We start from the raw sequence: 26,736 nt of genomic DNA on the forward strand, positions 1-26,736 counted from the left end.
AGCTCTTATTTTAAGATATTTCTTTTACTATTTTTTGAACTACTTTAAAAACATTTTCAACAGAAGTAATAGAAACTCTCTCCTTTTTAGAATGAGGAAACTCAATACTTGGACCTATTGAAGCTACTTTAATATTTGGATATTTATCCTTAAATATTGCACATTCTAATCCTGCATGAATTGCTTCAAGTGATGCTTTAGGATTAACTTCTTTATAGATTTCTAATACTTTATTTGTAAACTCATTTATATCAGGTTTCCATGCTGGATATTTTCCATCTGTAGTAACTTTGAAGTTGTGCACTTCTAGCATTTTTATTGTTTCATCTTTTAATTGTGCTAATTCATCATTTGCCATAGACCTAGCGCTTAGTTCAATTTTAATTTCATCTAAACGTGTTTTAATAATTGCAAGATTAATAGAGTTTTGAACTACACCTAAATCTTTATTTAGACTTCTTACACCATTTTCAAAATTATAAATAAAGTCAATAATTTTATCATCATAGATGTTTAAGTGTTCACTTTTTGTATCTATTTTTGTAATTGTCATATTTTCATGACTTGCTATTGGTAAATTTTTTGAAGCTATTATTGCTTTTACATTTACTGGAATTGAGTTTATTCTCTCCCCTCCATTTATATCTAAAAGTTTTGCATTTGCTTTTTTTATTGTTTTTGCAAGAAGTTTGATTCCATTAGGAATATTTTTATCAATATCAACTCCAGAATGTCCACCTTGAAGTTTTGAAATACTTATTTCATAAAGGTCCAGATTTTCATCATTTGGAACAATTCTTTTATTAGAATTTGTTGCAAATATATCAACACCACCTGCACAACCAATACAAATACAAGCTTCTTCTTCACTATCAAGATTTAACATATAAGGAGCTTTTAATTCTAGCGCTAAGTTATTCGCACCAATTAATCCTATTTCTTCATCTGAAGTAAATAAGTATTCTGCATCAACTCCATCAAGAATTAATTGAATCATATATGCACAACCAATTCCATTATCACTTCCAAGTGTAGAATTTTCGGCACTTAAAATATCACCATTTTGTACAATAACTGGAACACAATTATCACTTAAACAAACGATATCATAATGTGATTGGAAAGCAAGTTTTGCAGATGAATTTTCTTTTTTTATTAAGATGTTTTTATGATTATCAACAATACATAAAAATCCAGCTTCTTGTGATAGGTTTTGCATATAAGTGATAAAAGGTTTGTGAGTTCCTGAACATCTAGGAATTGAAGTGATTTCTTTAAATATATCTATTATTTGACTCAAGGGGTTTCCTTTATAAAAACTAAGAATTTCTTCTTAGTTTTTAACTAGTGGTTTTAAATGTCTATTTTTATAAGCTAAAGCTATTGTAATAACAATAAGTGATACTACATAATAAACCCATGTAGGAATTGGAAGAGGGTCTCCTGTAGCATATGAGTGCATTCCTGCAAGGTAGAAGTTAACTCCAAAGTATGTCATTAAAATCGTAGAGAACGATAATAATGATGCTGTTGCAAATATAAATGGAGTTGAAAGAGGTTTAACAAATCTTAAGTGTACAACTATTACATACATTACTATTGATACATAAGCCCAAGTCTCTTTTGGATCCCATCCCCAGTATCTACCCCAAGATTCATTTGCCCAAATACCACCAAGGAAATTTCCAATAGTAATAGCAGCAAGTCCAACAATTAATGCAATTTCAATAATTGCAGTAACATGTTTAATTGTTTCATCAATATGAGGTCTGTTTGTTCTAAAAATAAACATAATTAATGTCATAAATCCTAAGATAGCAGCAAGAGCAAAAAATCCATATGATGCTGTTAAAATTGATACGTGAATTGTTAACCAGTATGATTTTAATACAGGAACTAAGTTCGTGATTTGTGGATCAATTCCTGTTAAATGTGCAGTAAACATGAATATACCTGCAACAATTACAGCAGCACTTAATGCAAGTAAAGATTTTCTAAAGAACATAATCCCTGCAAATACAGCTGACCATGAAATATATAGTAAAGTCTCATATGTATCAGACCATGGAGCATGTCCTGAAATAATCCATCTAAATCCCATACCATAAGTGTGAACAGCAAATATTAAAGAAAGTAATACAAAGAAAACAAATGTAGTTTTCTTAGGTTTAATACTAGGGTTAAATACTACAAAGAATGCAGCAATTAATATAATAATTCCTAAGAAAATATAAGCTAGCATAACTTTAGGAAAAATATCAATTTCATTAAACATAATTTCATTATCAATTTCTGCTTGACTTAATACTACTTTTGAACCAACTTTTTCTTGGTATGTAGCCATCATAGAGATAAAATTATTTGCATCAGTCCATTTATTTTGAATAATTGAGTTAATTAAACCTCTTGTCATTGCTTCAACTGCTGTTTTATTTCTACCTTCAAAATCATTCATAGCATCCATTGGTGTATACCATCTATGCTTGATTTTTGCATTGTTTATTTCTTCAGCTGTTTCAACTTTTGGAAAAACATTAAATAAACTTCCATTAAATACTGCATAAGTAATATTTAATCTTTCATCTATTTTTATAATATCTCTTTCGTAAGTTCCTCTTTCATTTGGCTTTGATAAAGAAGCTTTTTCTGATTCTTTAGCTAAAAGATACTTACCATCTTTAAATACTTCTGAAAAAGCAATATGTTTTCTAGATTTATCAACACCAAGAAAGTTTTTAAGTTTTGGAGTTTTAATCTTAATCATTTTAACATCTCTCCAAATTTCAGGACGAGATAACATACCAAGTACAACTTGGTCAGCATTCATACCTAAAAACTCAGTACTTCCACTTAGTTTTTGAACTATTTCTCTATTTAAAGAAGAAACTGGTTTCATTCTTCCTGAAGAACTTTGTGTTACTAGTCTTGCAAAGTTTTTTGCAGTCTCTGCTGATTCTTCTTTAAAAGTTTTTAAGTACTGAATTGTTTCTTGTGCTTTTGCTTTAAATTGGGCGTCTGTTTCTTCTGCTTTAAGTGATGTTGCACTAAAAGCAAAGATACATGCAGCAGCTATTGAAGCAATACTTTTAGAATCTACATATTTAGTAAGTTTTCTAAATCTTGATTTTTTATCAAAGAAGTTTAAGCAAAGTCCTAAAGTTAAAAGGAAGTAACCTAAATATGTTGGCCATTTACCAGGGTCATTATTTACAGATAATACTGTACCTGTTTCATCTGGGAAATATGAACTTTGGAAAAATAAAAAGTTACCTTCATGCATAGTTTTATTCATAAAAATTCTATAATCATAAGTATCAGAGTCTTCTTTTATAACAGTAACTTCTGAAGCATATGAAGATGGAGACATACTTCCTGGATATCTATCAAGTTGGAAATCATTTAATTTAATAGCAAATGGTAAAGTAAGTACTTTTGAACCATACTCTAATGATACAGTTACATCACCAAATTGTAAGTCTCTTTCTAAACCTTTTTGGCTTCTTCTTCCTGGTAGTTTTATTTCTTGTGTTTCTCCGTTAATTGTTACATCAAGAGTAAGCATACCCATTTTAGCATTACCTTTTTTTGCTAAAAAGTAATTTTTGTATAAAACATTAACTTCATTTTCACCAAAAGCAATAGTATGGTCAAAATTATTATAGAATTTTTCCACACTAATTGCAAAGTCTGAATTTTCTGATAATGCTGCGAATTCCATTTGGTACTCTTTAAAGTACTTTTTATCGCCATCTTTGATTGTTACTTGTAAATAAGGCTCTAGAGAAATCATTCTGTTTTCTGTAGTACCTTCTTTAATTTGCATAATACCTTCATATCCTACATATCTTGTAACTCCTGCACCTATTAAAATAACTACAAATGAAAGATGAAATATAAATCTTGGAGTATTTTTCCACATCTTATATTTAAAAATAATACCTGCTAAATTAATAGTTGTAAGTACTAATATTGTTTCGTACCAAATATTATTATAAACTAATACTCTAGCTGATGAAGTACCAAAATCATTTTCAATAAAGGTAGCATAACCAGCTCCAATTGCTAAAATAGCAAGTAAAATTAATGTAGTCTTAAAAGAGAATAAGACGCTTGAAATTTTCAATAAAAATCCTTTTTAAATAATTGTCTAATTATATTCATAAGTGGTTAACTAATCGTTAACAATGAACCATTTATTTAATATTTGTGATAAAAAAAGAATTATAGCAAAAGAAGAGTTTGATTCTTATTGATTTAAGATAACATTTTATTAAAAATACTTATAATTGCGCATGGATTTAATAACATTACAAAAAAAGAAAGAAGATTGCAGAACTTGGAAGAATGTAGAACCTTGGTATACAAAAATTCAAGAAGTTGCAAAGAAAATAAATATTGATAATTTATCAATTGATTATGGTGATTGGTTTAGTGTTGGGAAAAAAGAAGATTTAAGTACTGAACAATTTGAATTACTAGAACAAGCGGCTAAAATACTGATTCCTTGGAGAAAAGGACCTTTTAATCTTTTTGGAATTGAAATTGATAGTGAATGGCAAAGTAATATTAAATATAATTTAATCAGACCTCATTTTAATTTAAAAGATAAAGTTGTTGCCGATATTGGTTGTAACAATGGATATTATATGTTTAGAATGCTTGAAGATAAACCAAAAAAATTAATTGGTTTTGATCCTGCACCTTTAACATTACATCAATTTGAATTTGTAAATCATTTCGTAAAATCAGATATTACATATGAAATGTTAGGAGTAGAGCACTTAGAATTTTATAATCATAAATTTGATTTTATTTTCATGTTAGGTGTTTTATATCATAGAGCTGACCCAGTTGGAACTTTAAAATCACTTGCAAGGGGACTAAACTCTAAGGGTGAAATTTTAATTGATACTTTTATGATAGATGGTGAAGATGAGATTTGTTTAACGCCAAATAAAAGGTATTCTAAAATTCCTAATATTTATTTCATACCTACAATACCAGCTTTAACAAATTGGTTAACTAGAGCAGGGTTTGAGAATATTGAAGTAATTGCAGTTACAACTACAACTAGTGAAGAGCAAAGAAAAACACCTTGGTCATTTGATCAAAGTTTAGAAGATTTTTTAGATGAAAATGATAAGACTAAAACAGTTGAGGGGTATCCAGCTCCTAAAAGAGTATATATGAAAGCTAGAAAGATACAATAGATTTAAAATAAATCTATTGTATCTTCTTCTGTTAAATCAGAAAATTTAAATAATTGGCTTCTGCCTTTATTTTTTGCTTCATAAAGTGCAATATCTGCATTTTTTATTGAATCAGTAATATTTCCATCAGAATTAACATCAAGTTTTTCAAAACCAATACATGTAGTTTTTAATAATGTTTGTTCATTCTCTTCATCTACTAATATTTTTTTAGTTGAGAAATCTTTTATAATTCTTTGAGCTGTATCAATTGCCTCAAATTCAGAAGAATTACTTAATATTGTAACTAAAAACTCATCTGCATTAAGTCTTGCTACCATATCAAATTCATTTATATTTGAGTGAATAACTTTGGCTAACTCAATTAGTACTTTATCCCCAGCATCATAATCAAATTCATCAATTACAGCTTTAAAGTGATCAACACCAACCATAAAGAAGTATATTTCATTCTCTTTATTTTTCGTTAAATTAAGATGTTTTGTAAGATTCTCAATTAGATAGTTTCTATTATAAACTTTTGTTACAGAATCTAAAGAAGAAGATTCTATAAAGTTTTTCTTCATTATTCCATTTTGAATTATTGGAGAAATTTGAAAAAATGCTGCTTCAATAGTACTATATTTTGATTGTATTACTTGAAAATGTACATTTGATGTAGCATTAAAAGATACTGTAGCATTTAAATTTGTATGTGTGTTTATAATAAAAAAACAAGAATAATCATCATCTAAATAAAAGTCTTCACCTTTTACTAAAATCTCTTCTCTTGAATTTGTATTAATATCAAATAATGCAAAAACTACATTATCAATACTGAATTCATTATTTAACCAAGTATAAATATCATCAGCCATTTGATTGATATTTGTTGCATATTGTAGTTGTTCATATAAACTAAATATACTTTTAAGGGCTAAAAAGTCATTTTCGTTATCTGCAGATGACTTAATTAAGTCTAAAATATTATTTTTCAAAATTTACCACCTAAAAAAAATCAATTGTATTTGCACTCTCTTCACTATACTTGTAAGATTTGCTTCTACCCATATTTCTTGCTTCATATAAAGCAATATCAGCTCTTTTTATCGCATCATCGACATTTGTTGCATCATCCGGATAAATAGACATACCTACACAAATAGTTTTCTTAAGAGTTTGACTTGTCTCTTCATTAACTAAAACTTTTCTTGTAGAAAAATTATTAATTAGTTTATCTGTAACTATTGTAGCATTATTTTCATTAATTACATTCAAAAGAATAACTAAAAACTCATCTTCTGACATTTTAATTACTATATCTGATATTCTAATACTCTCTTTTAGTGTTGAAGTTAACTCAACTAAGACTTTATCTCCAATAGTATAATCAAACTCATCAACAACTGCTTTAAATTGATCAATACCTATTTTTAAAAATCCAACTTTCTTTTGTTCTCTATTTGATATATTTAAAATATTATCTACATATACATCTAAATAAGATCTATTAAAAGCGCCTGTCACAGAATCTACTATTGATAGCTCATGAATAGATTTTTCTAAATATTTATTATATAAAGAAGATGAGAAAAACTCTAAAGTAAGTTTTAATTTCGGTAAATTTTGAACTACAAAATCATTATCTTCTTTTGTTTTTGAATAAGTTAAAAAATATATTTGTGTAGTTTCATTTTCAATATATTTTAAGCTATTTAAAAAGTCATCATATATAATTTCATCTGATTTATATAAAGTTTCTGTATTATCAATCGTTTTTAGTAATATCTCAATTTGAGAGATATTATACTCTTTTTGTAAATATTTAAAAATCGATAAATAGATATCTTCTAATCTATTTAATAGTTTTAATTCTTCATTTTTTTTAATTATATTTTCACAAGTTTGATTCAAATTTAGCCCTTTATATACTAGCTTCCCACTGTCTTAATGTAGGTATTTCACTTCTTAATGTAGTTTTATCACCATGTCCTGGATAGATATGAAAATCATCACTCCATGTTAAAACTTTTTTTATACTTTGTTTCATTTCTAAAGCATTTGAGGCTGGAAAATCAAATCTTCCAATAGTCCCTTTAAAGATAAAATCACCTGTAAAAAGATGCTCATCTATTTGTATTGCAGAACACCCTGGTGTATGACCTGGAAAATGATGGAATTTTATTTTTATTCCCTCAAGTTCAATCTCTTCATCTGGCTGTATAAGTACATCAGCAGTTGAGGGTGTCATACCTAGTCCATATGGATCTTTTTCTAACATAAAGTTATCATCTTTTGGCGTATAAATTTTTAAATTATATTCTTTTTGCACAGCTGTATTAGACCATACATGATCAAAGTGTCCATGAGTGTTTAATATTGCTATTGGGTTTTTTACTTGAGTTTTTATCCATCTTAGGGAATCAACACCTGGGTCAATTATTAAATCTTTACCATCAATTGTTGCAATATAACAATTTGTTTGATAATCACCCATTGCTTGTACTTTTATATCCATTTTAAACCTTAGTTTGCTAAAATTGTTAAATTATATCAAGAAAGAGGTTACGAATGGATTATTTTAATACACTTGAAGATGTTTTATTAACAAGTGAACCAAAAGATAAAATAAATAAGTTTAACAAATTTTATAAAAACTTTTTAAATAACGAATATACGTTTAATGATTCATATATACCTTGTGACTTAAAAGAGCCATCTTATGGTACTTTTTTAGAGATTGTAAAACCAACATCATTACCAAAAATAAAGAATTTTAATACAAATGAAGGTAAAAAATATTTAGTACATACAATTTTACACATTGAATATTCTGCAATAGATTTAGCACTTGATGCAGCATTGAGATTTAAAGGTTTACCAATAAAATATTATCAAGATTGGTTAGAAGTTGCTAGTGATGAGATAAGACATTTTTTGATGTTAGAGAAGTTATTAAATGAATTAGATGGAAAATATGGTGATTTTCCTGTACATAAAAACTTATTTGAAGCATTACAAGATACACCTACCTTTTTACGAAGAATGGCAGCAGTTCCTAGATACTTAGAAGCAAATGGTTTAGATCAAAATCCAAAAATTATGGAAAAACTAAAATCTAATAATGATCCTTTTAATAGAAAAATATTAAAAGTTTTAGAGATTATCTTAGAAGAAGAGGTTGATCATGTAAGAAAAGGTGATGTTTGGTACAAATATGCCTGCGATTTAGAAAACTTAGATTATGATTCTACTTATTTAGAGATTATTGAAGATGTATTTCCAGGTTCAACAAAAAGAAAAATGGATTTAAATTTTGAAGCTAGAAAAGAAGCTGGGTTTTCTTGTGATGTTTTAAAAATACTATCTAAAAAAGATGATTGTAAATAATTTAAAGGTATTAAAATGATTACATCTACAATAAATGAAGTTTTATTAAAAAATGAACTTAAAGAATCAGAATCATTACTTAAATCAAAAGGCTTTTTAGATTCTTTAGTTTCTGCTTCTAAAATAGAAAATATTAATATTCCAAAAACTGATTCTTTAACATATGATAATATTAAAGGTATCACTTTAGAAGAAATAGAAAAAATTTTTGTAGATGATGAAGATAAAATAATGGCTAAAAATCTAAGAATTGCAACACTATTTACTGAAGATAGAATATTGGGACAAGCTTTATTTAATACTGTTTTAGGACAAACTTTTGATTTAGGATACTCTTATCTTTTTGATAGATATGAAGATAAAAATAGCTTTCTTAATTCCTCTTCTTCAAACTCTTTAGCAGATTTATTACAAAGTTCTATTTCAAAAAAAATAGATAATAATGATAAAAAAGTCACAGATGTAATTTCTCAAGATAGATTAGATGAAATATTAACTTCTGTTAATTCATTTGATTTTTTAAGCGCTTTATCTACTACAACAAAAGATGAATATGGAAGATATAAAAAAGAAGATGAGAATAACTACTCTTTTTTATATAACGATTATGCTCTTCAGTATGAACAGTTAAAATCCAAATATGAAGAGCTTGATAATATTAATAAAAATTTAATAAAGCAGTTTTAAAACTCTAAAATTAAACTACAAATTGATGTCTTTTTTGTTCTTCTTATTCTAAATAATTTTAACAAATAATTAAGTAGATATTCATTTAAATAGAAAATATTTTTTTAAGTTGATAAAAATAACTAAATATTTATAATTAAACTTGAAATATTTCCTTTCAATTATAAATCCAGTTCTCCTACTTTTAGGTTCTGTGTCTATTATAGATATTTTGTTTTAGTATAAGTATATATCTAAAATAAAAATATAAACTTAATAATATTAAATAATTATTTTGTTAAAATAAAGAAATAATTATTTGGAGTAAATATGAAAAGAAGTATAACCCTAGTATCAATTGCAATTTTTATATCTGGTTGTAATCCTGTTGAAAATTTAGTAAATCAAAAAATACCTCAATCAACAAAAAACTTAGTAAATGATAAAGTAGGAAAAGAAAAAGGAGAAAGAGTAGAAGTATTCTCTGAAATTAATGAAAATATTAAAAAAGAGTATTATAAATCTGGCAAATTAAAATCAATTACTAAATACAATATAAATAATATTAAGAATGGATTAGAAAAAAAATATTACGAAAGTGGAGAACTTTTCTCTGAAAGTAATTATATTAACGGTTTGAAAAATGGAAAATCAACTAAGTTTTACAAAAATGGGTCAAAGTTTCTTGAAGATTTTTATAAAAATAATAAACTTGATGGTAGTAGCAAATTATACGATTTAGATAATATATTATTAGGTGAAACTATGTATAAGAATGGTATCGAACTTTATAATTATGATTATGAATATAAAGATGGTTTATTAATAGCAAAAAGAAGATACGTGAATAAAATACAAGAAGGTCTTTCTTTTATTTATCATGATAATCAACATTTAAAATATAAAGCTACTTATATAAATGGAAAAATTGAAGGTGAATTACTAGAATATGATAGTTCAGGGAATATAAAATTTAAATATTTTTATAAAAATGGTTTAAGAGAGGGTGAGAGTAAAGCTTTTTTTGATTCAGGAAAACTATTTTTAGTTATTACATACAAAAATGGGAAAATCAATGGTTCTTCTCGAGAATATTATGAAAATGGTAATTTAAATTATTTTATTACATATAAAAATGGTGAACAAAATGGAATAAAGAAAAAATATTATGAAAATGGTAATTTAAAATATGAAGGTATTATTAAAAATAAATCTTGGGATAAGACTTTAAAATATTATTATGAAAGTGGGAATTTAGAAGAAGAAATTACATATAAGTTTGGAAAAGCTAATGGATATAATAGAAAGTATTATGAAAATGGTAATTTAAGCTATGAGTGTAATTATTTAAATGATAAAAAACATGGTAATAAAAAAGAATACTTTGAGGAAGGTCAATTGTCTTGGAGCTCGAAATACTATAAAGGTAAACCAGTTAGAGTAAAACAATACTATAAAGGTGGTAAATTAAGAGCAGATATTACTTTTAAAAATGGAAAAGTTAAAAGAGGATATTTATACACATATGAAGGTAAAAAATCCAATATGACTAATGCTCATTATAGTAATTTAGGATTTGACTATGATTAAAACATTTACTATTTTTCTATTTATTTAGGCACATTTTAACTCATGTGCCTAATTTAAGTTTTTGTAAAACTTTGAATATTAACAACTAAAATTTAGCATTTGGAATAGTATGATTTTCAACTACAAAATCTATATCTTTATCCCCTCGACCTGATAAGTTAACTAATATAGTTTTATCTTCAGGTAAAGTTTTTGCTAGTTTCATTGCATATCCTACTGCATGAGCTGATTCTAGAGCAGGAATAATCCCTTCTAATTGAGAAAGCTTATAAAAAGCATCTACAGCTTCACTATCATTACATAAACCAACTTTTGTTCTACCTATTTCTTTTAAATGAGCATGTTCAGGTCCAACTGATGGATAATCAATTCCTGAACCAATTGAATAAACAGGAGCAGGTTCACCATTTTCATCTTTTAACATAATAGAATTAAAGCCATGCATAACACCTTCTTCTCCATATGTTAAAGAAGCAGCATGTTCTCCTAATTCTTCTCCTGTTCCCATTGGCTCAACTCCAATTAAATTTACATCAGCATCATCAATAAATCCTGCAAATATTCCCATAGCATTAGATCCACCTCCAACACAAGCAATTACATGATTAGGATTTGAGTTTTCATGTTCTATAAATTGTTCTTTTGATTCAATACCAATAATACTTTGAAAATCTCTTACCATCATGGGAAAAGGATGAGGACCAACAACAGAACCAATACAATATATTGCATCATCTGTTTGACTAACATAAGATTCAAAAGCTGAATCAACTGCTTCTTTTAATGTCTTTAAGCCATGAGTAGCAGGTACAATTTTAGCACCTAGTATTTTCATTCTAATTACGTTTGGATGTTCTTTTGCAATATCAACTTCACCCATATGAATCTCACACTCTAATCCAAAATAAGCAGCAGCAGTTGCTAGTGCAACACCGTGTTGTCCAGCACCAGTTTCTGCAATAACTTTTTTCTTTCCTAAATGTTTTGCAAGAATTACCTCTGCCATACAATGATTTAATTTATGTGCTCCTGTATGATTTAAATCTTCTCTTTTTAAATAGATTTTTGCACCACCACAATATTTTGTTAAGTTTTTAGCAAATGAAATTGGAGTTGGTCTTCCTTGATAATGCTTTCTTACATATTTAAGTTCATCAATAAACTCTGGAGAGTTTTTAAGTTGCTCATAGGCATTTTTAATATCTTCAAATGGTTTTTCAAGCATCGGTGGAATAAAAGAGCCTCCAAACTTACCAAAATAACCATCTTTATTTGGTGTACTTTCTAAATAATTAGATTTCATGTCTTTCCTTAAGTGCATTTTATTAAAAATATTTTACATTAATTTTTATATAAATATGATTTTATTAAATTCTAATATTATTAAATTGTTATTTTTTATAGATAAATTAAATAAAGTATGCTAAACTTAAAATAAAAAAGTCATTAATATGAATAAAATAATATTTTTTTTTACAATTTTATCTATTGCATTTAGTACAAATACTTATGCAAAAAATAAAAAATGTGTATATATTAACTCTTATCATTCAGGATATATATGGTCAGATAAAATATCTGAAGAGATTAAAACTATATTAAAAGACACATGTATAGTTACTACATTTGATTTAAATACTAAAATAAATAAAGATATACCTAGTATTAAAAACAAAGCCTTAGAAGTAAAAAAAATGATTGATACTCTTAATCCTGATATTATTATTGCTTCAGATGATAATGCTGCAAAGTATGTTTTAAAGCCTTATTTTAAAGATTCTTCTATTCCCTTGGTTTTTTGTGGTATAAATTGGAGTGCAAAAGATTATAACTTTTCATATCAAAATACTACGGGAATATTAGAAATACTACCTATTTCAAATTTATTTAAAATTGCAAAATCAATTAGTGGAAATAAAGGTCTATTTTTAGGTGATGATACTATTACTGATAAAAAAGATTTAACTAAGTTTATTGAATACTCAAAAAAACATAATATATACTTAGATAATTATTTAGTAAATAATATTGATGCTTGGAAAAATAAATATCTTCAAGCTCAAGAAAATTATGATTTTATTATATTAGGACATAATTCATCTATAAAAGGATGGAATGATGAAGAAGTTAAAAGTTTTGTTTTAAAAAATAGTAAAAAACTTGTTTTATCAACTTATAGTTGGATGATGCCTTTTTCTATGGTTGGACTAATTATAAAAGCTAAGGAACAAGGAGTTTGGGCAGGAAACACTGCAAAAGCAATATTAAATGGTTTTGCAATAAAAAATATTCCTGTTACTTCAAATAAAACTTGGAATAATTATGTAAATATCAAATTGCTAAATAGTGCAAATATTAAGATATCAAGAAATTTATTAATAAAATCAAAAAAAGTAGAAATGAAGTAATGTTTAAAATAGAGTTTTTTTCACTTAAAGCAAAATCTATTATTTTTATAGTAAATCTTCTATTATTATTAATAATTAGTTTTTCACAATATTTACATCAGTTATCAAAACTTGAAGATAATTTTAATTTTAATGTTGAAAATGTAATTAAAAAAGAGTTATCAAATCATATCTCAACAGTAAAAGGTGTAATTACATCCTTAAGTAGTTATTATAAATCAAGTAATGAATTAAATAGTTCTTCATTCTCAACTCTATCTAAAGATTTATTTAAAAACTACTCTTACATTGAAACCGTAGCTTTTGCCACTATAGTTAATAAGGATAATAAAATTCCTTTATTGAAGACATGAGATTTTCTGAAATTAATGATTTTGATATCAAAAGATATAATAAAGATAATCAAATTGTAAAAAATGAAAAAAAAGAGAATAAATATGGTCCAATTATTTATATAGAACCATCATCTTATAAATATTCAAGATTTTATGGTTTTGATATTTACAATGATAATTCCTTTAAAAAATACTTTAATCAAGCATCAAGAAGTGACAATGTTATAATAAAAGATAGATTTATTGATGAATTAGGTAATACAATGCATTTATTTATAAAAGCTACTTATAGTGGTGAAATAAGTGTAGATTCGGATGATTATAGGTTTAAAAATACTAATGGTTTTTATATAATTAATATTAATCTTGAAAAAGTTATTGAAAAAGTAAAAGATAAGTTTAAAGAGTATGAAATTAGAGTTATTGAAACTCATAATTTAGAAAAAAATATTGATGTAAGTTTTTTTGATAATATTTTTTCTAAAGAGTTAACATATTTTGAAGAGATAGATAACTTTAATAAAAGTTATCTGTATGTTTCAAAAAAGATAAACTATAGTGATTTTAATATAATGGCTTTTTTATTAGTTCTTCTTTTTGTAATTATTAGTCAAATACTTTATATTTTAGTTTTATATAAAGATAGACACTCTAAATATAAGTTAAGTTATAGAGCTTCTCATGATGACTTAACTGGATTAACTAACAGAAACTACTTTAAAAGAGAATTTTATAAAAAAATTAAAAGAATTTCTTTTTCTTCTGATAATGTGATTGCTATATTATTTATGGATTTAGATAGATTTAAAGAGATTAATGACTCTTTTGGTCATAAGTTTGGGGATGAAGTTTTAATTGAAGTTTCAAAACGTTTAAAAAGAACAATTAGAGCAAATGATCTTATTTGTAGACAAGGTGGAGACGAATTTCTTATATTGATTGATGATATATCAAAAATGGACGATCTTGAAAAAGTTGTTAATAAAATAATGACAAGTATTGCTGAACCAATTGTTTATAAAAACCAAAAGATTCATTTAACAATAAGTATAGGTATTTCTTTATATCCAAATAATGGAAAGACAATAGATGATTTATTAAAGAATGCTGACTCTGCAATGTATAAAGCAAAAGAAGATGGTAGAAATGGATTTAAGTTTTATACTGAAGATATGAGCTTTGAAGTTATGAAAAGAGTGATTTTAGAAAATAAAATCAGAGAAGCAATTTTAAATGAAGATTTTATTGTTTATTACCAACCTCAATATAATGGATTAACTAATAAGTTAATGGGAATGGAAGCCCTAGTTAGATGGAAAAACCCTCAAAGTAATGAATTAATACCTCCTGATGAATTTATTCCTATTGCTCAAGATGCAGGATTTATTGTTGAAATTGATAGAATAGTAATGAAAAAAGCTATTAAAGATTTTGCTTTTTTATTAAAACAGGGATTTGATATTAAAACACTTTCTTTAAACTTAGCAATGAAACAATTAAAAAGTGATGATTTTATCTCTTTGCTTTTTGAAACAATTGAAGCATATAATTGTAATCCAAATAGTATTGAATTAGAAGTTACTGAAGGTGCTATTATGGAAGATCCTTTATCATCAATTGAAAAACTACAAAGAATAAGTAATTATGGAGTTAAATTATCTGTAGATGACTTTGGTACGGGATACTCTTCTTTAGCATACTTAAAAAAGTTACCTATTAATAAACTTAAAATTGATAGAGCTTTTATAAAAGATTTACCTTTTGACGAGGAAGATGTAGCAATTTCAAAATCTGTTATTGCATTAGCAAAAAGTTTAAAACTTGAAGTAATTGCTGAAGGTGTTGAAACTAAAGAACAAAAAGATTTTTTAGTAAAAAATGATTGTTTAAATATTCAAGGGTATTATTACTCAAAACCAATACCTTTTAAAGAGTTAGAAGAGTTACTTAATTCATTGAAATAGTATTTCTACTATTTCAATTTTAATAACTAATATTTAGTTTTTATGAGAACCATTTTTTAGCTTTTTCAAACATTCCTTCAAAGCTAGTTTCATGAGGTTTACTTTCTACTCCAAAACTTTCTTGTAGTTTTTCTAATAACTCTTTTTGTTCACTATCTAATTTTTTTGGATATTCAATTTTAATTTGTACTACTAAATTACCTTTTCCATATCCTTGAACAGATTTAACACCTTCATTTTTAAATGTAAACTGTTGCTTATCCTTAGCACCTGCTGGAATTTCAAGCTCTAATTCACCTCTTAATCCAGGTATTTTGATTTTTCCACCAAGAGCTACTTGTGTAAAGAAAATAGGTGCTTCATAATAAATATCGTCATCATGTCTTACAAAGTGAGAATCTTCTTTTACAGAAACTTCTAAGTATAAATCACCTCTTGAACCATCTGGTGCAATATTTCCTTTATTTGAAACTCTAATTCTCATTCCATCATTTACACCCTCAGGAATATCAACTTTAAAGCTATCTTTAACTTCATCATATCCTGTAGCATTACATTTTTTACAAGATGAACTTGCAGCTTGACCTGAGCCTTGACATGTTGGACATGTTTGTGCAAAAGTCATAAAACCTTGTCTAGCATGAACTTGACCTTGTCCTGCACAAGTTGAACATGTAGATAATTTACCATCTTTAGCACCAGTTCCCTTACAAGCTTTACAAGCAGTTTTATATGTGTATTTAATCTCTTTATTACATCCAAATATTGCTTCATTAAACTCTAGTCTAACTTCTACAGCAACATCCAAATTATAGTTATATGATTTTCTTTGTCTTCTTGAACTTCCGCCACCACCGAATGCAGAACCAAACATCTCTTCAAAAACAGAACCTAAATCATCAAAGCCACCAGAGAAACCACCTCTTTGTTGACCATGCCCTTCAAGACCAGCTTTTCCATGTCTATCATAAATCGCTCTTTTTTCTTGATCACTTAATACTTGGTATGCTTCATTTACTGCTTTAAATGATTCTTCAGCTTCATTATCTCCTGGATTTTTATCTGGATGATATTTCATAGCCATTTTTCTATAGGCTTTTTTTATAACACTTTTATCAGCATCTCTACTCACTTCTAATAGTTCATAGTAATCAATTTCAGTCAATGTAAACTCCTAAATAATATTTATATTCTAATCACAATCCGCGATTTTATCTAAAAAAAAATAAATATTTGATATAATCGCGATATGAAAAAAGGCCTAGAAAAATTTTATGAACTTGTAGAAGCATTTGAATCCTTACCAACTATTGGTAAGAAGTCTGCTCTTAGATTAGCTTATCATGTTGTTATGAATGATAATTACTGTGGTATTAAAATTGCACATAGTATAGAAAATGCTTTAAAAAATATTACAAAATGTGTTAAATGTGGTTCAATGAGTGAACATGAAATATGTGAAGTGTGTTTAGATGACTCTAGAGATAACACAAAAATGTGTATTGTTCAAAGTGCAAAAGATATCTTTATAATTGAAGATTCTAAGCAGTTTGATGGAAAATATTTCGTAATAGAAGAGTTGGAACAATATGCTTTAGATAGTTTAAATGAGTTTGTACTTAATAATAAAGTTGAGACAGTTCTCTTCGCTATTACACCCTCTATTGCTAATGATGCTTTTATTTTATACATTGAAGACAAATTAAAAAATAGAGATATTAAATTTACAAAGATTGCTCAAGGTGTTCCAACAGGAGTTAGTTTAGAAAATGTGGATATTTTATCTTTATCAAAAGCAATTCAAAGTAAAGTAGAGATTTAAAATGAGTACACCTAGAATTGTATGCCAAAAATGCATTTATTATTATGTAACTTGGGAACAAGGAAAACCTCATGGATGTAATGCCTATGGGTTTAAATCTCAACAAATACCATCAGTTGTTGTAAAAAGTTCTAGTAAAAGCGATTGTAACTTTTTCAAGCAAAAGCAAAGATAGTAATGAAGCAAAAATATTTAGAAAATCAAATTAATAATTTTAAGAAAAATAAATTATCAATTATAAGGTATTGGATAAATAAAGATGATATTATAATTATTTTAAATACTCGAAAAATTGATAAAGAGTTATTTATCAAAAGATATGCTTTTGGTTTATTAGATTATTATATAGATTTAATTAGCAATAATACAAAAATTGGTAAATCTGCATCTATGAATGATTTTTTAAAATATTTAAATAAACAAAACGTAAAACAAGATGAACTTTATACTCTTTGTATTGGTTTTAAAAATGCATTACTTGAATATTTAGCAGAACTAAATATAAATTGTTTTGAAACCTCAAAAGAAATTAATAAGCTTTTTGAAGAAGTTTTAAAAAATTTTATTGAAATTTATAGTAAAACAACAAAAGAGATTGAAAAAGCATTAAGTAAATCTGCTGATATAGTTGATAAACAAGTTATATTATCTAGAACAGATATAAATGGCAAAATATTAAAAGTTTCATCAGCTTTTTGTAAAATGAATGGATATAACAGTTCTGAGTTAGTTGGACAAACACATAATCTTTTAAGACATCATGACACAGCAAAAGAGACTATTGATGATTTATGGAAAACAATCAAATCTGGAAATATTTGGTCAGGTGAATTAAAAAATATTAAAAAGAATGGAGATTTCTATTGGGTTGAAACGACAATTTATCCAAACTTTGATAATATGAAACAAATTATAAGTTTTGATGCAATTAGTCAAGATATAACTTCAAAGAAAGTTATAGAAAGTCAACAAAACTTATTGATTGAACAATCAAAGCATGCAGCAATGGGTGAAATGATTTCAATGATTGCACATCAATGGAGACAACCTTTACAGGCAGTTTCTATTTTAGTTCAAAAATTACCACTTACTAAAATGATGGGTTCTGAAATTACTGATGAGTTAATTGATAATGTAGTAGATGATGTTGGTAAACAACTTCAATATATGTCAAAAACGATTGATGATTTTAGAGATTTTTTTAAGCCAAATCGTAATAGAGAAGAAATTGATATTTCTATAATTATAAATAAATCAATAGATTTTTTAGGATATTTATTAAAAGCTAATTCAATACAATTAAATATTAAAAATGATTTTAATGTTGAAGTTTTTGTATATGTAAATGAAATAGTACAAGCAATAATAAATATAATAAAAAATGCATGTGATGCTTTAAATGAAAAAGATGATGAAGATAAAATTATAAATATCAGTACAAAAAAAGAGAGTGATTATATTTGCATTATAATTGAAGATAATGCAGGTGGAATTCCAAATAATGTTATAGGAAAAATATTTGAACCATATTTTTCTACAAAAACTAATAAAAATGGAACAGGATTAGGCTTATATATGTGTAAAACGATAATTGAACAGCATAGCAATGGTGTTATAAGTGTTGAAAACACAAATATAGGTGCACAGTTCATAATTAAATTACCATTACAATAGGAGAAGAGTTTGTTATATAAAGATTTTAAAACTAGTATTAAATCCTTAGGATTTTTATCAATTGAAGATTTTATGAAATATATTGGGGTTACATCAGCAGATGTATTAAAGTGGGAAGAAAAAGATGATGTTCCTTATACTGTTTCATTAATAGTTCATTTGTTAAAAGGGGAGAAAAACCTTCCTAATGATAGTGCTTTAGATAATGTAATTGAAGAGTGTTTACCTTTAGCATCACTTTTAGAAGAATCATCTTCTTTCCCTCATAAACTAGAAGAGATGTTTTTATTACAAAAACAATTAAATGACTCAACAAATGGTAAGAACTGGGAATTAGGTATTAATAGATTTGGTAAGGATATTAATTGGTTAAGATGTATTCATATGGAAGTTGCAGAGTTGATTGAATCAACTCCATGGAAACATTGGAAAAATATCAATGCACAGCCTGATATGAATAATATTCATGTAGAGCTTGTGGATATCTGGCACTTCTTAATGTCTTATATTTTACAAGAAACAAATGTTCCTAAAGCAGTTTCTTTAGTTAATACACATTGTATTTATGAAGCAGTTGAAGATGTTGATGTAAAAGCAATGGTTAAAGAATCTGAAAAACTATCTTATATTTCACTTGCAATTGAAACTGGTAATATGCCAACATTTTCTGGAATTGAAAGATTTATAGATCAATTCTTCAGATGTTGTAAAATTTCAGGATTATCTTTTACTTGGTTACAAAAACTTTATATTGGTAAAAATTGTTTAAATAAGTTTAGACAAGATAATGGATATAAAGAGGGCTCTTACATAAAAGAGTGGAACGGAAGAGAAGATAATGTTGTAATGGTAGAAATTATTGAAACTATGGATAATGTTAGTTTTGATATATTATATGAAGAGCTAACACAAGCATATAATAAATGTAAGTAAAAAAAGAAATAGCTTAGTAAATAAATTACTAAGCTATTTTTTTAAGAATAATCGTTTTTATAATCTACATAATGAGCAGCATGATTTATTAATCCTTGCTCATCTTCACTTGATAATTGTTTTACAACTTTAGCAGGACTTCCCATAATTAAAGAATTAGGTGGAAAAACTTTTCCAGCTGTAACAAGTGAATTAGCTCCAACAATTGAGCCTTTACCAATTACAGCATTATCTAAAATTGTTGCACTCATTCCAATTAAACAGTTATCTTCGATTTTACAACCATGTAACATTACTTTATGTCCTACAGTTACATTATCTCCAATAATTGTTTGAGAATCAACATCTGTATGAATCATTGATAAATCTTGAATATTTGTATTTTTGCCAATAGTAACTGTACTAACATCAGCTCTTACAACACATTGAAACCATATTGAAGAGTTCTCTGCTATTGTAACTTGTCCAATAACATCAGCGCTTGGAGCAATCCAAGCTTTTGGGTCAATCTTTGGATAATATTCTTTAAACTTTAAAATCATTATTTCTCCTACTTTGCTTCATACTTTAATATGATAGGTTCAGAATAGTTTGGAACTTCATCATAAGTAAAAATAGCATAATATTTATCAATATCTAAAGCGCCAAAATCATCATAAGTATAGTTATCCATACCTGCAAAAAGTTTTTGTCCATCATGAGTAGAATAGGGCTCTCTATAGGCATTTTTCATAACTTTTACCCCTTTTAAATCACTATGTTTAGGGTTTGTCCATGTTAATTTAATCTTTCCATTTTCATTAATTAATTGAGCGTTTTCAACTTGTGGTAAAGCTTCTCTTCTTTTTGGAATATGTTCAATTATAAGTTTAGGACTTAAAGATTGATTTTGTGTTTCCCATGATACTGTTTTATTTTTTATAGCTTTTCTTGATGTTGTTGGTTTTAAAACAAAGGCAACATCACTTTTATCTTTTAGCTTTTCATTTAAAGTGATTTCAGAAAAAGTATCAAATGTAAAATATTGAGTTTGATTGTTTTTTAACTCATTTGCACTTACATCATAACCAATATTTTGAATAATCTCTCTATTGGAAATACCTTCATAATCTTTATCAATATTTTCATCTACAAACTCTAAATGGAATCTAATATCGTCTTTAATATAAATCTTTGTAGAGTTTAACTCGAAATAAGCTCTTGTAATAAAAGTTTCAGCATATGGTGGTAATGAAGAAATATTAAACTCAAAAGTAGAATATATTTTACATCCATTTTCATCATATCCTGAACTTAGTTCATCTGTTTTTACGCCATCTTTACTTAAAGTATATAAAGCCTTTGGGTATAAAACTGAAACAGTTGGTTTAATAGTATAAGTAACTTCTAGTCTAGGTCTATAAGGTAATCCATAACCATACTTACCATATCCAATATCCCATTGCATCATCTGTCTAGTTCTACCAATAATAAGCTCTTTAGGACCTTCAACTCTTAGAGTTACTTGACCATTTTTTGCAACTTTTTGTAAACATTCACATTCAATCCCTGAAAGTTCCCATGTTCTCCAAATACCTTGAGTTAATTTATCAGAAGATGTTGGTCTACCAATATATTGTAATATTTTCATATTATCAACATCATCAAAATCTGTAATATCACCCATTGTTTCTTGGTCTACAATACCAACATTCCATTCACCATATTTTTCAATAGTTGTTGAAACCCTATTAATAGGATATAAGTTGAAATCTGCAGATTTAATAATTGCATTATCAGGAAGTGAAGAAACATTTATTGTAATAATTGAGTAAGAGATACCCTTATTTTCATCAACACCAACAAATAAAGAGTTTACACCAAAGTGTTTTGCATTATTATTTAAGTTTTCCGCAACATAGCCTGTATCTTTAGAGTTTGCATAATAAGTTCTTGAAAATTCATCATATTCAGGATCTGTTCTAAGTCTAATTTGAGGATAAAATGGCGATTTTTGGTTTGTTTTTTTATTTACAACTCTAATATTATAATAATAGTCTTTATTACTTTGTAGGTTAATATCACTAAACTCTAGATTTTGAGTTCTTGCAATTAAATTTGAACCATTACAAAAAGATTTATCTTTTAAACTTCTATATATTTCAAAAAACACATCTTCTTTGCTTGTATAAGACCATTTAAGATTAACATGATTTGAACCAATCTCTGTGATTTCAAAAGAGTCAACTCTTGTAATTGTACTTTTTTTATCATAATTTGGAACTTCTTTAACAGCTGCTAGTAAAGCAGGAATATGCTCTCTTACATGCTCATCCATATCATCCATATAATCAGATATATTTCTAGTACCAACTTCTACAACACTTGAAATAATACCTCTTGAGTGATAAAATTCTCTTCCTGAACCTGAAATAAGTTTAGTAGGTGGTTTACCTTGATGAATACCATATTCTCTACCTGATATTTTTTTTATCTCTTCTGCCATATTTGCACAAAGAGTATTCATATCTGTAGTATCAATTGTATCTTCATGTCTAAAATCATGTGCAGGGAAAAATACATTTCCTTGTGAGTGATAATCTAAAGCAATTGAAATATTTTCATGAGCTTCAACAAAATCTCTTAAAGCTCTTGTTTCTGGTTCTGAAAATGGTTCAGGTCCTCCATATACATTTGATGAAGGAACAGAAGATTTTACATATCCAATTGGAAAGTTTCTATTTAAATCAACTCCATATGTTCCATCTGCATTTACTCTTCTATTTTTTCTCCAAAAAGAGAAGTGGTTTTTTGAGTATTCATATCCATCTGGATTTGCACAAGGAACCATATAAATAGTTGTATTTTCTAAGTATGCTTGAATTGTTGGGTCGTTTTCATAGTTTTCTAAGACATATTTAGCAAACTCTATTGCTAATTCATGTCCAACCCATTCTCTTGCATGAATAGTTCCTGTAAAAAATAGGGCAGGTCTTGTATGTGCTGTTTTAATATCTTTAGAGATAGTAATTAAATTAATATCTCTTTTTTCCCAAGTTTTTCCAATTGACTCTAACTTAATATATTTAGAGTATTTATTTTCTAGATCTTTGAAAATATCAGTAGACTCATTATATGATCTATAAAGTTGTTTCAAAAATTATTCTCCTATTTTTAATCTAGATTTTAATTGTGTAAATTTACTTTTACCAATTCCTTCAATATCTTTTAATTGGTCTAAGTCTGTAAATACTTCAATTTTTTCTTTAAAATCTAAAATGATTTTTGCAAGTTTAGCACCAATACCTTTTATTTTCTTTAAAGTATTCTCATCTGCATGATTAATATCAACTCTCATATCAGCAATATTTTCATCCCATGTTTCAATCATTTGCTCATCAATTGATTCAATTTCTAATAAATCACTTGCATCTGTGATTGTATTATTTTCTTTAAATTCTATGATATCAATTGCTAAATCATCTTCCATTCCATGTAATGTCATTAAATCAGTTAAAGATGCAGTATTAAAGTTTATTTTATTTAATGATGCTTCATCTTTAATATGTTTTGTTTGAATGTCTTCAAGTTTTACATAGTTTGGTAATTTATCATAAGAATACTCTTCTGGATAATCACTTGGATCATTTAATAGAGTTTTTTCCATATCAAAAGTATCATCTTTTTCATTTATAAAAAATGCTCCATCACAAGATGGTTTATATTTACTAAATCCAATATGTCTCATTGTTCTTAATAATGAAGGATCAATTTTACCTAATTCAACCCATGAATATAAAGGTACATGAGGCATTGGAAATTTACCATTTGAGAAATCCCACATTAAGTATTGACAAATCCAGTCTCTAATATATGGGAAAGCAGCAAAAGCAGTTGCACACTCTAGAATATATGGTTTGTCATCATTTGCATCAATTGCAATATCACAAGCCCAATATTCAGCTTTTGCAGCTTTAGAAGCTTTAACTGCAAGTTCAAGTGCATTCATAGGAACATTTTCATAAGACATTGTTCCACCTTGAGAAGTATTTGTAATCCATTCTCCATCACCTGAGAATCTCCAGAAAGCACAAACAGGTTTATGACCTATTAACATTACTCTTAAATCTCCAGAATATTTTAAATCTATTCCGTTTTGAGTATAAACAGGGTCATATTTTTCTTTTTCTAATAAATCATGAGCTTCTTTAAAATTATCCGCTTTATGTACATAATAACCACCATAGTTTGAAGGACCATAAGATTTTTTAATGATTTGTGGGTATGTTGCTTCATTTTTTAAATAATCATAAGCTTTTTCTTTATTTTGATGAAAAATCTTTGTTTTAGGAATAGAGATATCATGTTTTTCACAAAATAGCGTTACATTCTCTTTTGATTTATTTGGAAACTGTGTTTCAAGTGATGGAACAAATCTAACATGAGGAAGTTCATTTGAAATTTCTCTAAATGTTTCATAAGCAGTTGCTGGGATATTTCCAATTAATACATCAATTTTTTTTGCTCTAACTTCATTGATAAATCTTTGTTTATCTTTTCCCCAATGATATGTAACAGTCTCTATTTTATTTGGCCAACCTTTAAAGTTTGAATAATCAAAAAACCTTAAAACGTAATCCATATACAAAAAGCCTAACTTTGGTAATTTACTCATCTCTTTCCTTTTTTCTTATAATTTATTTTTTTGTTTTTCTATCTATTAAATCTACGATTAAATCAATTTTTTTATTATTGAAATCTAAACCCATTTTTTCTTGTTCAGGTGTTGCAAATGCTGGTATTCCATTTACTTCTAATACTACATACTCTTCTTTTTTTCTATCATATATAATATCAACACCAGCTATATCTAATCCTGTAACTTTAGTAGCATTTAGTGCCAAATTGATTACATCATCATTTGGTTCCCTCATAAATACACTTCCACCACTAGTTACATTCGTTCTCCAATCAGCACCTGAAGCTTTTCTTCCATAACATCCAACAAACTGTCCATCTACAATATCTACTCTATAATCAGTATTATCATAATCAATAAATTTCTCTACATAGAAATATCTTAAATCCATTTGATTTAAAAATGGCATTAACATATCAAGTGTTTCTTGATTTTCAATCTTTGTAAGTCCAACACCACCCCAGCCGTCTGTTGGTTTATAAACCATTTTATTCCATTTTTTCATTATTGTTTTTAAATGATGAGTATCATCTCTATGACATAGTTTATAATCAGCAGTTTGAATTCCATGCTGTCTTAATAAATAAGATGTTTGAAACTTATCTTCACTTAATTCAAATGATTCAAAAGAGTTTATCATTGGAATTATACGATTTAAAGCTTTTGATAAATAGACTTGATATTGAGTTTGCTCACCTGCATTGTACGAGAAAAATAGGTCTAGTTTATCAACTTTTTTATCTTCCCATATAATATGACTATTTTTAGCAACTGCATCTCTTAAATTAATTCCAGGAGTTACTGCTATATCTCTTTCATTTAATTTAGTAATAATCTTTTTTTGAATTTCATCTCCACCACCATTTTGATATAACCACATACCGATTTTTCTCTTACTCATAACGCCCCCTAAAAAAATATTATACTATTTCTGGAAATACTTTAAAATGTCTGACATCAAGTTTATTCTTTGTTCAAACGTTTCTTTTAAAGCTCTTTCTTTTTTAGTATGATCTCCATCTCCAAATGGTCCAAATCCATCAATTGTTGTAACCCCACAACTTGAAACATGATTTGCATCACTTACTCCACCTCTTTTTTCTGTTGGAATTGTAGTTCCCGTAATCTCCTCTATTTGTTTAATAAGTTTTGCTTGATTTTCATTTGCTTCCATTACATCTCTTTGTATTAAACCACTAAGAGTAGAAGTTGTACCTTTGATATAAGAAGTATTTGTAATTTTATCTAATGAAGATAGTAATCTATCTCTTTCTTTATTTGTCGTGTATCTGATTTCTAATAACATTTCACACTTAGGAGATATAGTATTTGCTCCAATACCACCCGTGATTTTCCCTACGTTTACAGTTGTTCCTAAATCTAAGTTTGTTAATTTTGAAAGTTCTTGTAATTTATAAGAAGCTTCAAGGTTTGCATCTATTCCTTTTAAGTATGAAGTTCCAGCATGTGCAGGAATACCTTCAACTAATATAGTAAAAGTACCAACACCTTTTCTTCCCGTAACTACTTCTAAATTAGGACCTGCTGCTTCAAATACAAAGCATAAGTCATAATTTTTTGCAATATCTAATGTAACATGCTTAGAATCATCACTACCACTCTCTTCATCAGAAACAATTAAAAAATCAATATTTGTTATTTCATTATTGTTTTTATAAAGATTTCTAAGAGATTCTAAGGCTACAATATTTCCACCTTTCATATCACAAACACCAGGTCCATAAACCCAAGTATCATCTTGTGTAAAGCCTTCAAAAGTTCCTTGTGGAAATACTGTATCATTATGACCTAATAATAAAATATTTTTTAAGTTCTCTTTTCTTTTACTTGTAAATAATTGGTGATTCCCAATTTCTTCTCTTTGAAAAACAGTCTCTTCAAAACCTAATTCTTTTAGCCAAGAAGACATTATCTTTCCAACAGTATCAACACCTTCTTTATTTTTTGTGTACGAGTTGATATTTATAATTTTCTCTAAATCATTTAAGTAGTTCATGAATTTTTTCCATACTTTTAATGTAGTTTGATAGAAATTTTACATAAATTTAATAGTAGCCTAGAAGCTC

General features: G+C 26.9%; 23 protein-coding genes. 11 read left to right on the forward strand and 12 right to left on the reverse strand.

The window, feature by feature from the left end; translation table 11 throughout:
- Window positions 1–10: 10 nt before the first annotated feature.
- Both GBG18_RS06480 and ccsA read right to left on the reverse strand, forming a co-directional pair.
- The gene (locus GBG18_RS06480; RefSeq protein ID WP_152189499.1) at window positions 11–1,300 is read right to left on the reverse strand and encodes a M20/M25/M40 family metallo-hydrolase; all 1,290 of its coding nucleotides are present in this window, start codon (window positions 1,298–1,300) and stop codon (window positions 11–13) included.
- Window positions 1,301–1,333: 33 nt separating this feature from the next.
- Window positions 1,334–4,123, reverse strand: coding sequence for a cytochrome c biogenesis protein CcsA (gene ccsA, locus GBG18_RS06485; RefSeq protein WP_152189501.1), 2,790 nt, complete (start codon window positions 4,121–4,123; stop codon window positions 1,334–1,336).
- Window positions 4,124–4,292: 169 nt separating this feature from the next.
- On the opposite strand from ccsA, the gene cmoB reads away from it, so the two are divergent.
- The gene (gene cmoB, locus GBG18_RS06490; RefSeq protein ID WP_152189502.1) at window positions 4,293–5,210 is read left to right on the forward strand and encodes a tRNA 5-methoxyuridine(34)/uridine 5-oxyacetic acid(34) synthase CmoB; all 918 of its coding nucleotides are present in this window, start codon (window positions 4,293–4,295) and stop codon (window positions 5,208–5,210) included.
- A 2-nt stretch (window positions 5,211–5,212) separates the two neighbouring features.
- Here cmoB and GBG18_RS06495 read toward each other — a convergent pair whose 3' ends face one another.
- The 3 genes from GBG18_RS06495 to GBG18_RS06505 are packed head-to-tail and all read right to left on the reverse strand — an operon-like array spanning window position 5,213 to window position 7,707.
- A complete protein-coding gene (locus tag GBG18_RS06495) occupies window positions 5,213–6,187 on the reverse strand; it encodes a GGDEF domain-containing protein (RefSeq protein ID WP_152189504.1) in 975 nt (324 codons plus the stop codon).
- 10 nt (window positions 6,188–6,197) lie between these two features.
- Window positions 6,198–7,103: a GGDEF domain-containing protein gene (locus tag GBG18_RS06500; protein ID WP_152189506.1), complete on the reverse strand. Its 906-nt coding sequence runs from the start codon at window positions 7,101–7,103 to the stop codon at window positions 6,198–6,200.
- Between the two features lie 10 nt (window positions 7,104–7,113).
- Window positions 7,114–7,707, reverse strand: a complete 594-nt coding sequence (locus GBG18_RS06505) for an MBL fold metallo-hydrolase (protein WP_152189507.1) — start codon at window positions 7,705–7,707, stop codon at window positions 7,114–7,116.
- A gap of 53 nt (window positions 7,708–7,760) precedes the next feature.
- Here GBG18_RS06505 and GBG18_RS06510 point away from each other — a divergent pair, with 53 nt between their 5' ends.
- From GBG18_RS06510 to GBG18_RS06520, 3 genes are all read left to right on the forward strand, one after another.
- Window positions 7,761–8,579: a ferritin-like domain-containing protein gene (locus tag GBG18_RS06510; RefSeq protein WP_152189509.1), complete on the forward strand. Its 819-nt coding sequence runs from the start codon at window positions 7,761–7,763 to the stop codon at window positions 8,577–8,579.
- Between the two features lie 15 nt (window positions 8,580–8,594).
- Window positions 8,595–9,266 (forward strand): hypothetical protein, encoded by a 672-nt coding sequence (locus GBG18_RS06515; RefSeq protein WP_152189510.1) that lies wholly within the window; start codon window positions 8,595–8,597, stop codon window positions 9,264–9,266.
- Between the two features lie 309 nt (window positions 9,267–9,575).
- Window positions 9,576–10,835, forward strand: coding sequence for a toxin-antitoxin system YwqK family antitoxin (locus GBG18_RS06520; RefSeq protein WP_152189511.1), 1,260 nt, complete (start codon window positions 9,576–9,578; stop codon window positions 10,833–10,835).
- Between the two features lie 85 nt (window positions 10,836–10,920).
- On the opposite strand, the gene trpB is transcribed toward GBG18_RS06520, so the two are convergent.
- Window positions 10,921–12,138, reverse strand: a complete 1,218-nt coding sequence (trpB, locus tag GBG18_RS06525) for a tryptophan synthase subunit beta (RefSeq protein ID WP_152189513.1) — start codon at window positions 12,136–12,138, stop codon at window positions 10,921–10,923.
- A gap of 148 nt (window positions 12,139–12,286) precedes the next feature.
- Here trpB and GBG18_RS06530 point away from each other — a divergent pair, with 148 nt between their 5' ends.
- Genes GBG18_RS06530 through GBG18_RS06540 form a run of 3 tightly spaced genes read left to right on the forward strand, consistent with a single transcriptional unit; the run spans window position 12,287 to window position 15,542 of the window.
- Window positions 12,287–13,243: an ABC transporter substrate-binding protein gene (locus GBG18_RS06530; RefSeq protein ID WP_152189515.1), complete on the forward strand. Its 957-nt coding sequence runs from the start codon at window positions 12,287–12,289 to the stop codon at window positions 13,241–13,243.
- Window positions 13,243–13,596, forward strand: a complete 354-nt coding sequence (locus GBG18_RS06535) for a hypothetical protein (RefSeq protein WP_152189517.1) — start codon at window positions 13,243–13,245, stop codon at window positions 13,594–13,596. The genes GBG18_RS06530 and GBG18_RS06535 overlap by 1 nt, the downstream gene beginning before the upstream one ends.
- A complete protein-coding gene (locus tag GBG18_RS06540; RefSeq protein WP_152189519.1) occupies window positions 13,593–15,542 on the forward strand; it encodes a putative bifunctional diguanylate cyclase/phosphodiesterase in 1,950 nt (649 codons plus the stop codon). Before GBG18_RS06535 ends, GBG18_RS06540 begins: the two co-directional genes overlap by 4 nt.
- Window positions 15,543–15,582: 40 nt before the next feature.
- Here the strand turns inward: GBG18_RS06540 and dnaJ are convergent, their stop codons facing one another.
- Window positions 15,583–16,707 carry a molecular chaperone DnaJ gene (gene dnaJ / locus GBG18_RS06545; protein WP_152189520.1) on the reverse strand — a complete coding sequence of 375 codons (1,125 nt, stop codon included), beginning with the start codon at window positions 16,705–16,707 and terminating at the stop codon, window positions 15,583–15,585.
- A gap of 84 nt (window positions 16,708–16,791) precedes the next feature.
- Between dnaJ and recR the strand changes: the two genes are divergently transcribed.
- Genes recR through GBG18_RS06565 form a run of 4 tightly spaced genes read left to right on the forward strand, consistent with a single transcriptional unit; the run spans window position 16,792 to window position 19,971 of the window.
- A complete protein-coding gene (gene recR / locus GBG18_RS06550; RefSeq protein ID WP_152189522.1) occupies window positions 16,792–17,364 on the forward strand; it encodes a recombination mediator RecR in 573 nt (190 codons plus the stop codon).
- Between the two features lies 1 nt (window position 17,365).
- On the forward strand, window positions 17,366–17,539 hold the full coding sequence (locus GBG18_RS06555; RefSeq protein WP_152189523.1) for a uracil-DNA glycosylase: 174 nt from the start codon (window positions 17,366–17,368) through the stop codon (window positions 17,537–17,539).
- Between the two features lie 2 nt (window positions 17,540–17,541).
- Window positions 17,542–19,038, forward strand: coding sequence for a PAS domain-containing sensor histidine kinase (locus GBG18_RS06560; RefSeq protein ID WP_152189525.1), 1,497 nt, complete (start codon window positions 17,542–17,544; stop codon window positions 19,036–19,038).
- Window positions 19,039–19,047: 9 nt separating this feature from the next.
- Window positions 19,048–19,971: a dUTP diphosphatase gene (locus tag GBG18_RS06565; protein WP_152189527.1), complete on the forward strand. Its 924-nt coding sequence runs from the start codon at window positions 19,048–19,050 to the stop codon at window positions 19,969–19,971.
- Window positions 19,972–20,012: 41 nt separating this feature from the next.
- Here the strand turns inward: GBG18_RS06565 and GBG18_RS06570 are convergent, their stop codons facing one another.
- From GBG18_RS06570 to GBG18_RS06590, 5 genes are read right to left on the reverse strand one after another with little or no spacing between them, the layout of a single operon-like run.
- Window positions 20,013–20,513: a gamma carbonic anhydrase family protein gene (locus tag GBG18_RS06570; RefSeq protein WP_152189529.1), complete on the reverse strand. Its 501-nt coding sequence runs from the start codon at window positions 20,511–20,513 to the stop codon at window positions 20,013–20,015.
- A gap of 8 nt (window positions 20,514–20,521) precedes the next feature.
- The gene (locus GBG18_RS06575; RefSeq protein ID WP_152189531.1) at window positions 20,522–23,107 is read right to left on the reverse strand and encodes a M14 family zinc carboxypeptidase; all 2,586 of its coding nucleotides are present in this window, start codon (window positions 23,105–23,107) and stop codon (window positions 20,522–20,524) included.
- A gap of 3 nt (window positions 23,108–23,110) precedes the next feature.
- Window positions 23,111–24,625 (reverse strand): helix-hairpin-helix domain-containing protein, encoded by a 1,515-nt coding sequence (locus GBG18_RS06580; protein ID WP_152189533.1) that lies wholly within the window; start codon window positions 24,623–24,625, stop codon window positions 23,111–23,113.
- A gap of 22 nt (window positions 24,626–24,647) precedes the next feature.
- Window positions 24,648–25,550, reverse strand: a complete 903-nt coding sequence (locus GBG18_RS06585) for an ATP-grasp domain-containing protein (RefSeq protein ID WP_152189535.1) — start codon at window positions 25,548–25,550, stop codon at window positions 24,648–24,650.
- Between the two features lie 24 nt (window positions 25,551–25,574).
- The gene (locus tag GBG18_RS06590; protein WP_152189537.1) at window positions 25,575–26,666 is read right to left on the reverse strand and encodes a M20 family metallopeptidase; all 1,092 of its coding nucleotides are present in this window, start codon (window positions 26,664–26,666) and stop codon (window positions 25,575–25,577) included.
- Between the last annotated feature and the right edge of the window lie 70 nt (window positions 26,667–26,736).

Origin of the sequence: Poseidonibacter ostreae (assembly GCF_009208075.1) — a bacterium.
Lineage (GTDB): Bacteria > Campylobacterota > Campylobacteria > Campylobacterales > Arcobacteraceae > Poseidonibacter > Poseidonibacter ostreae.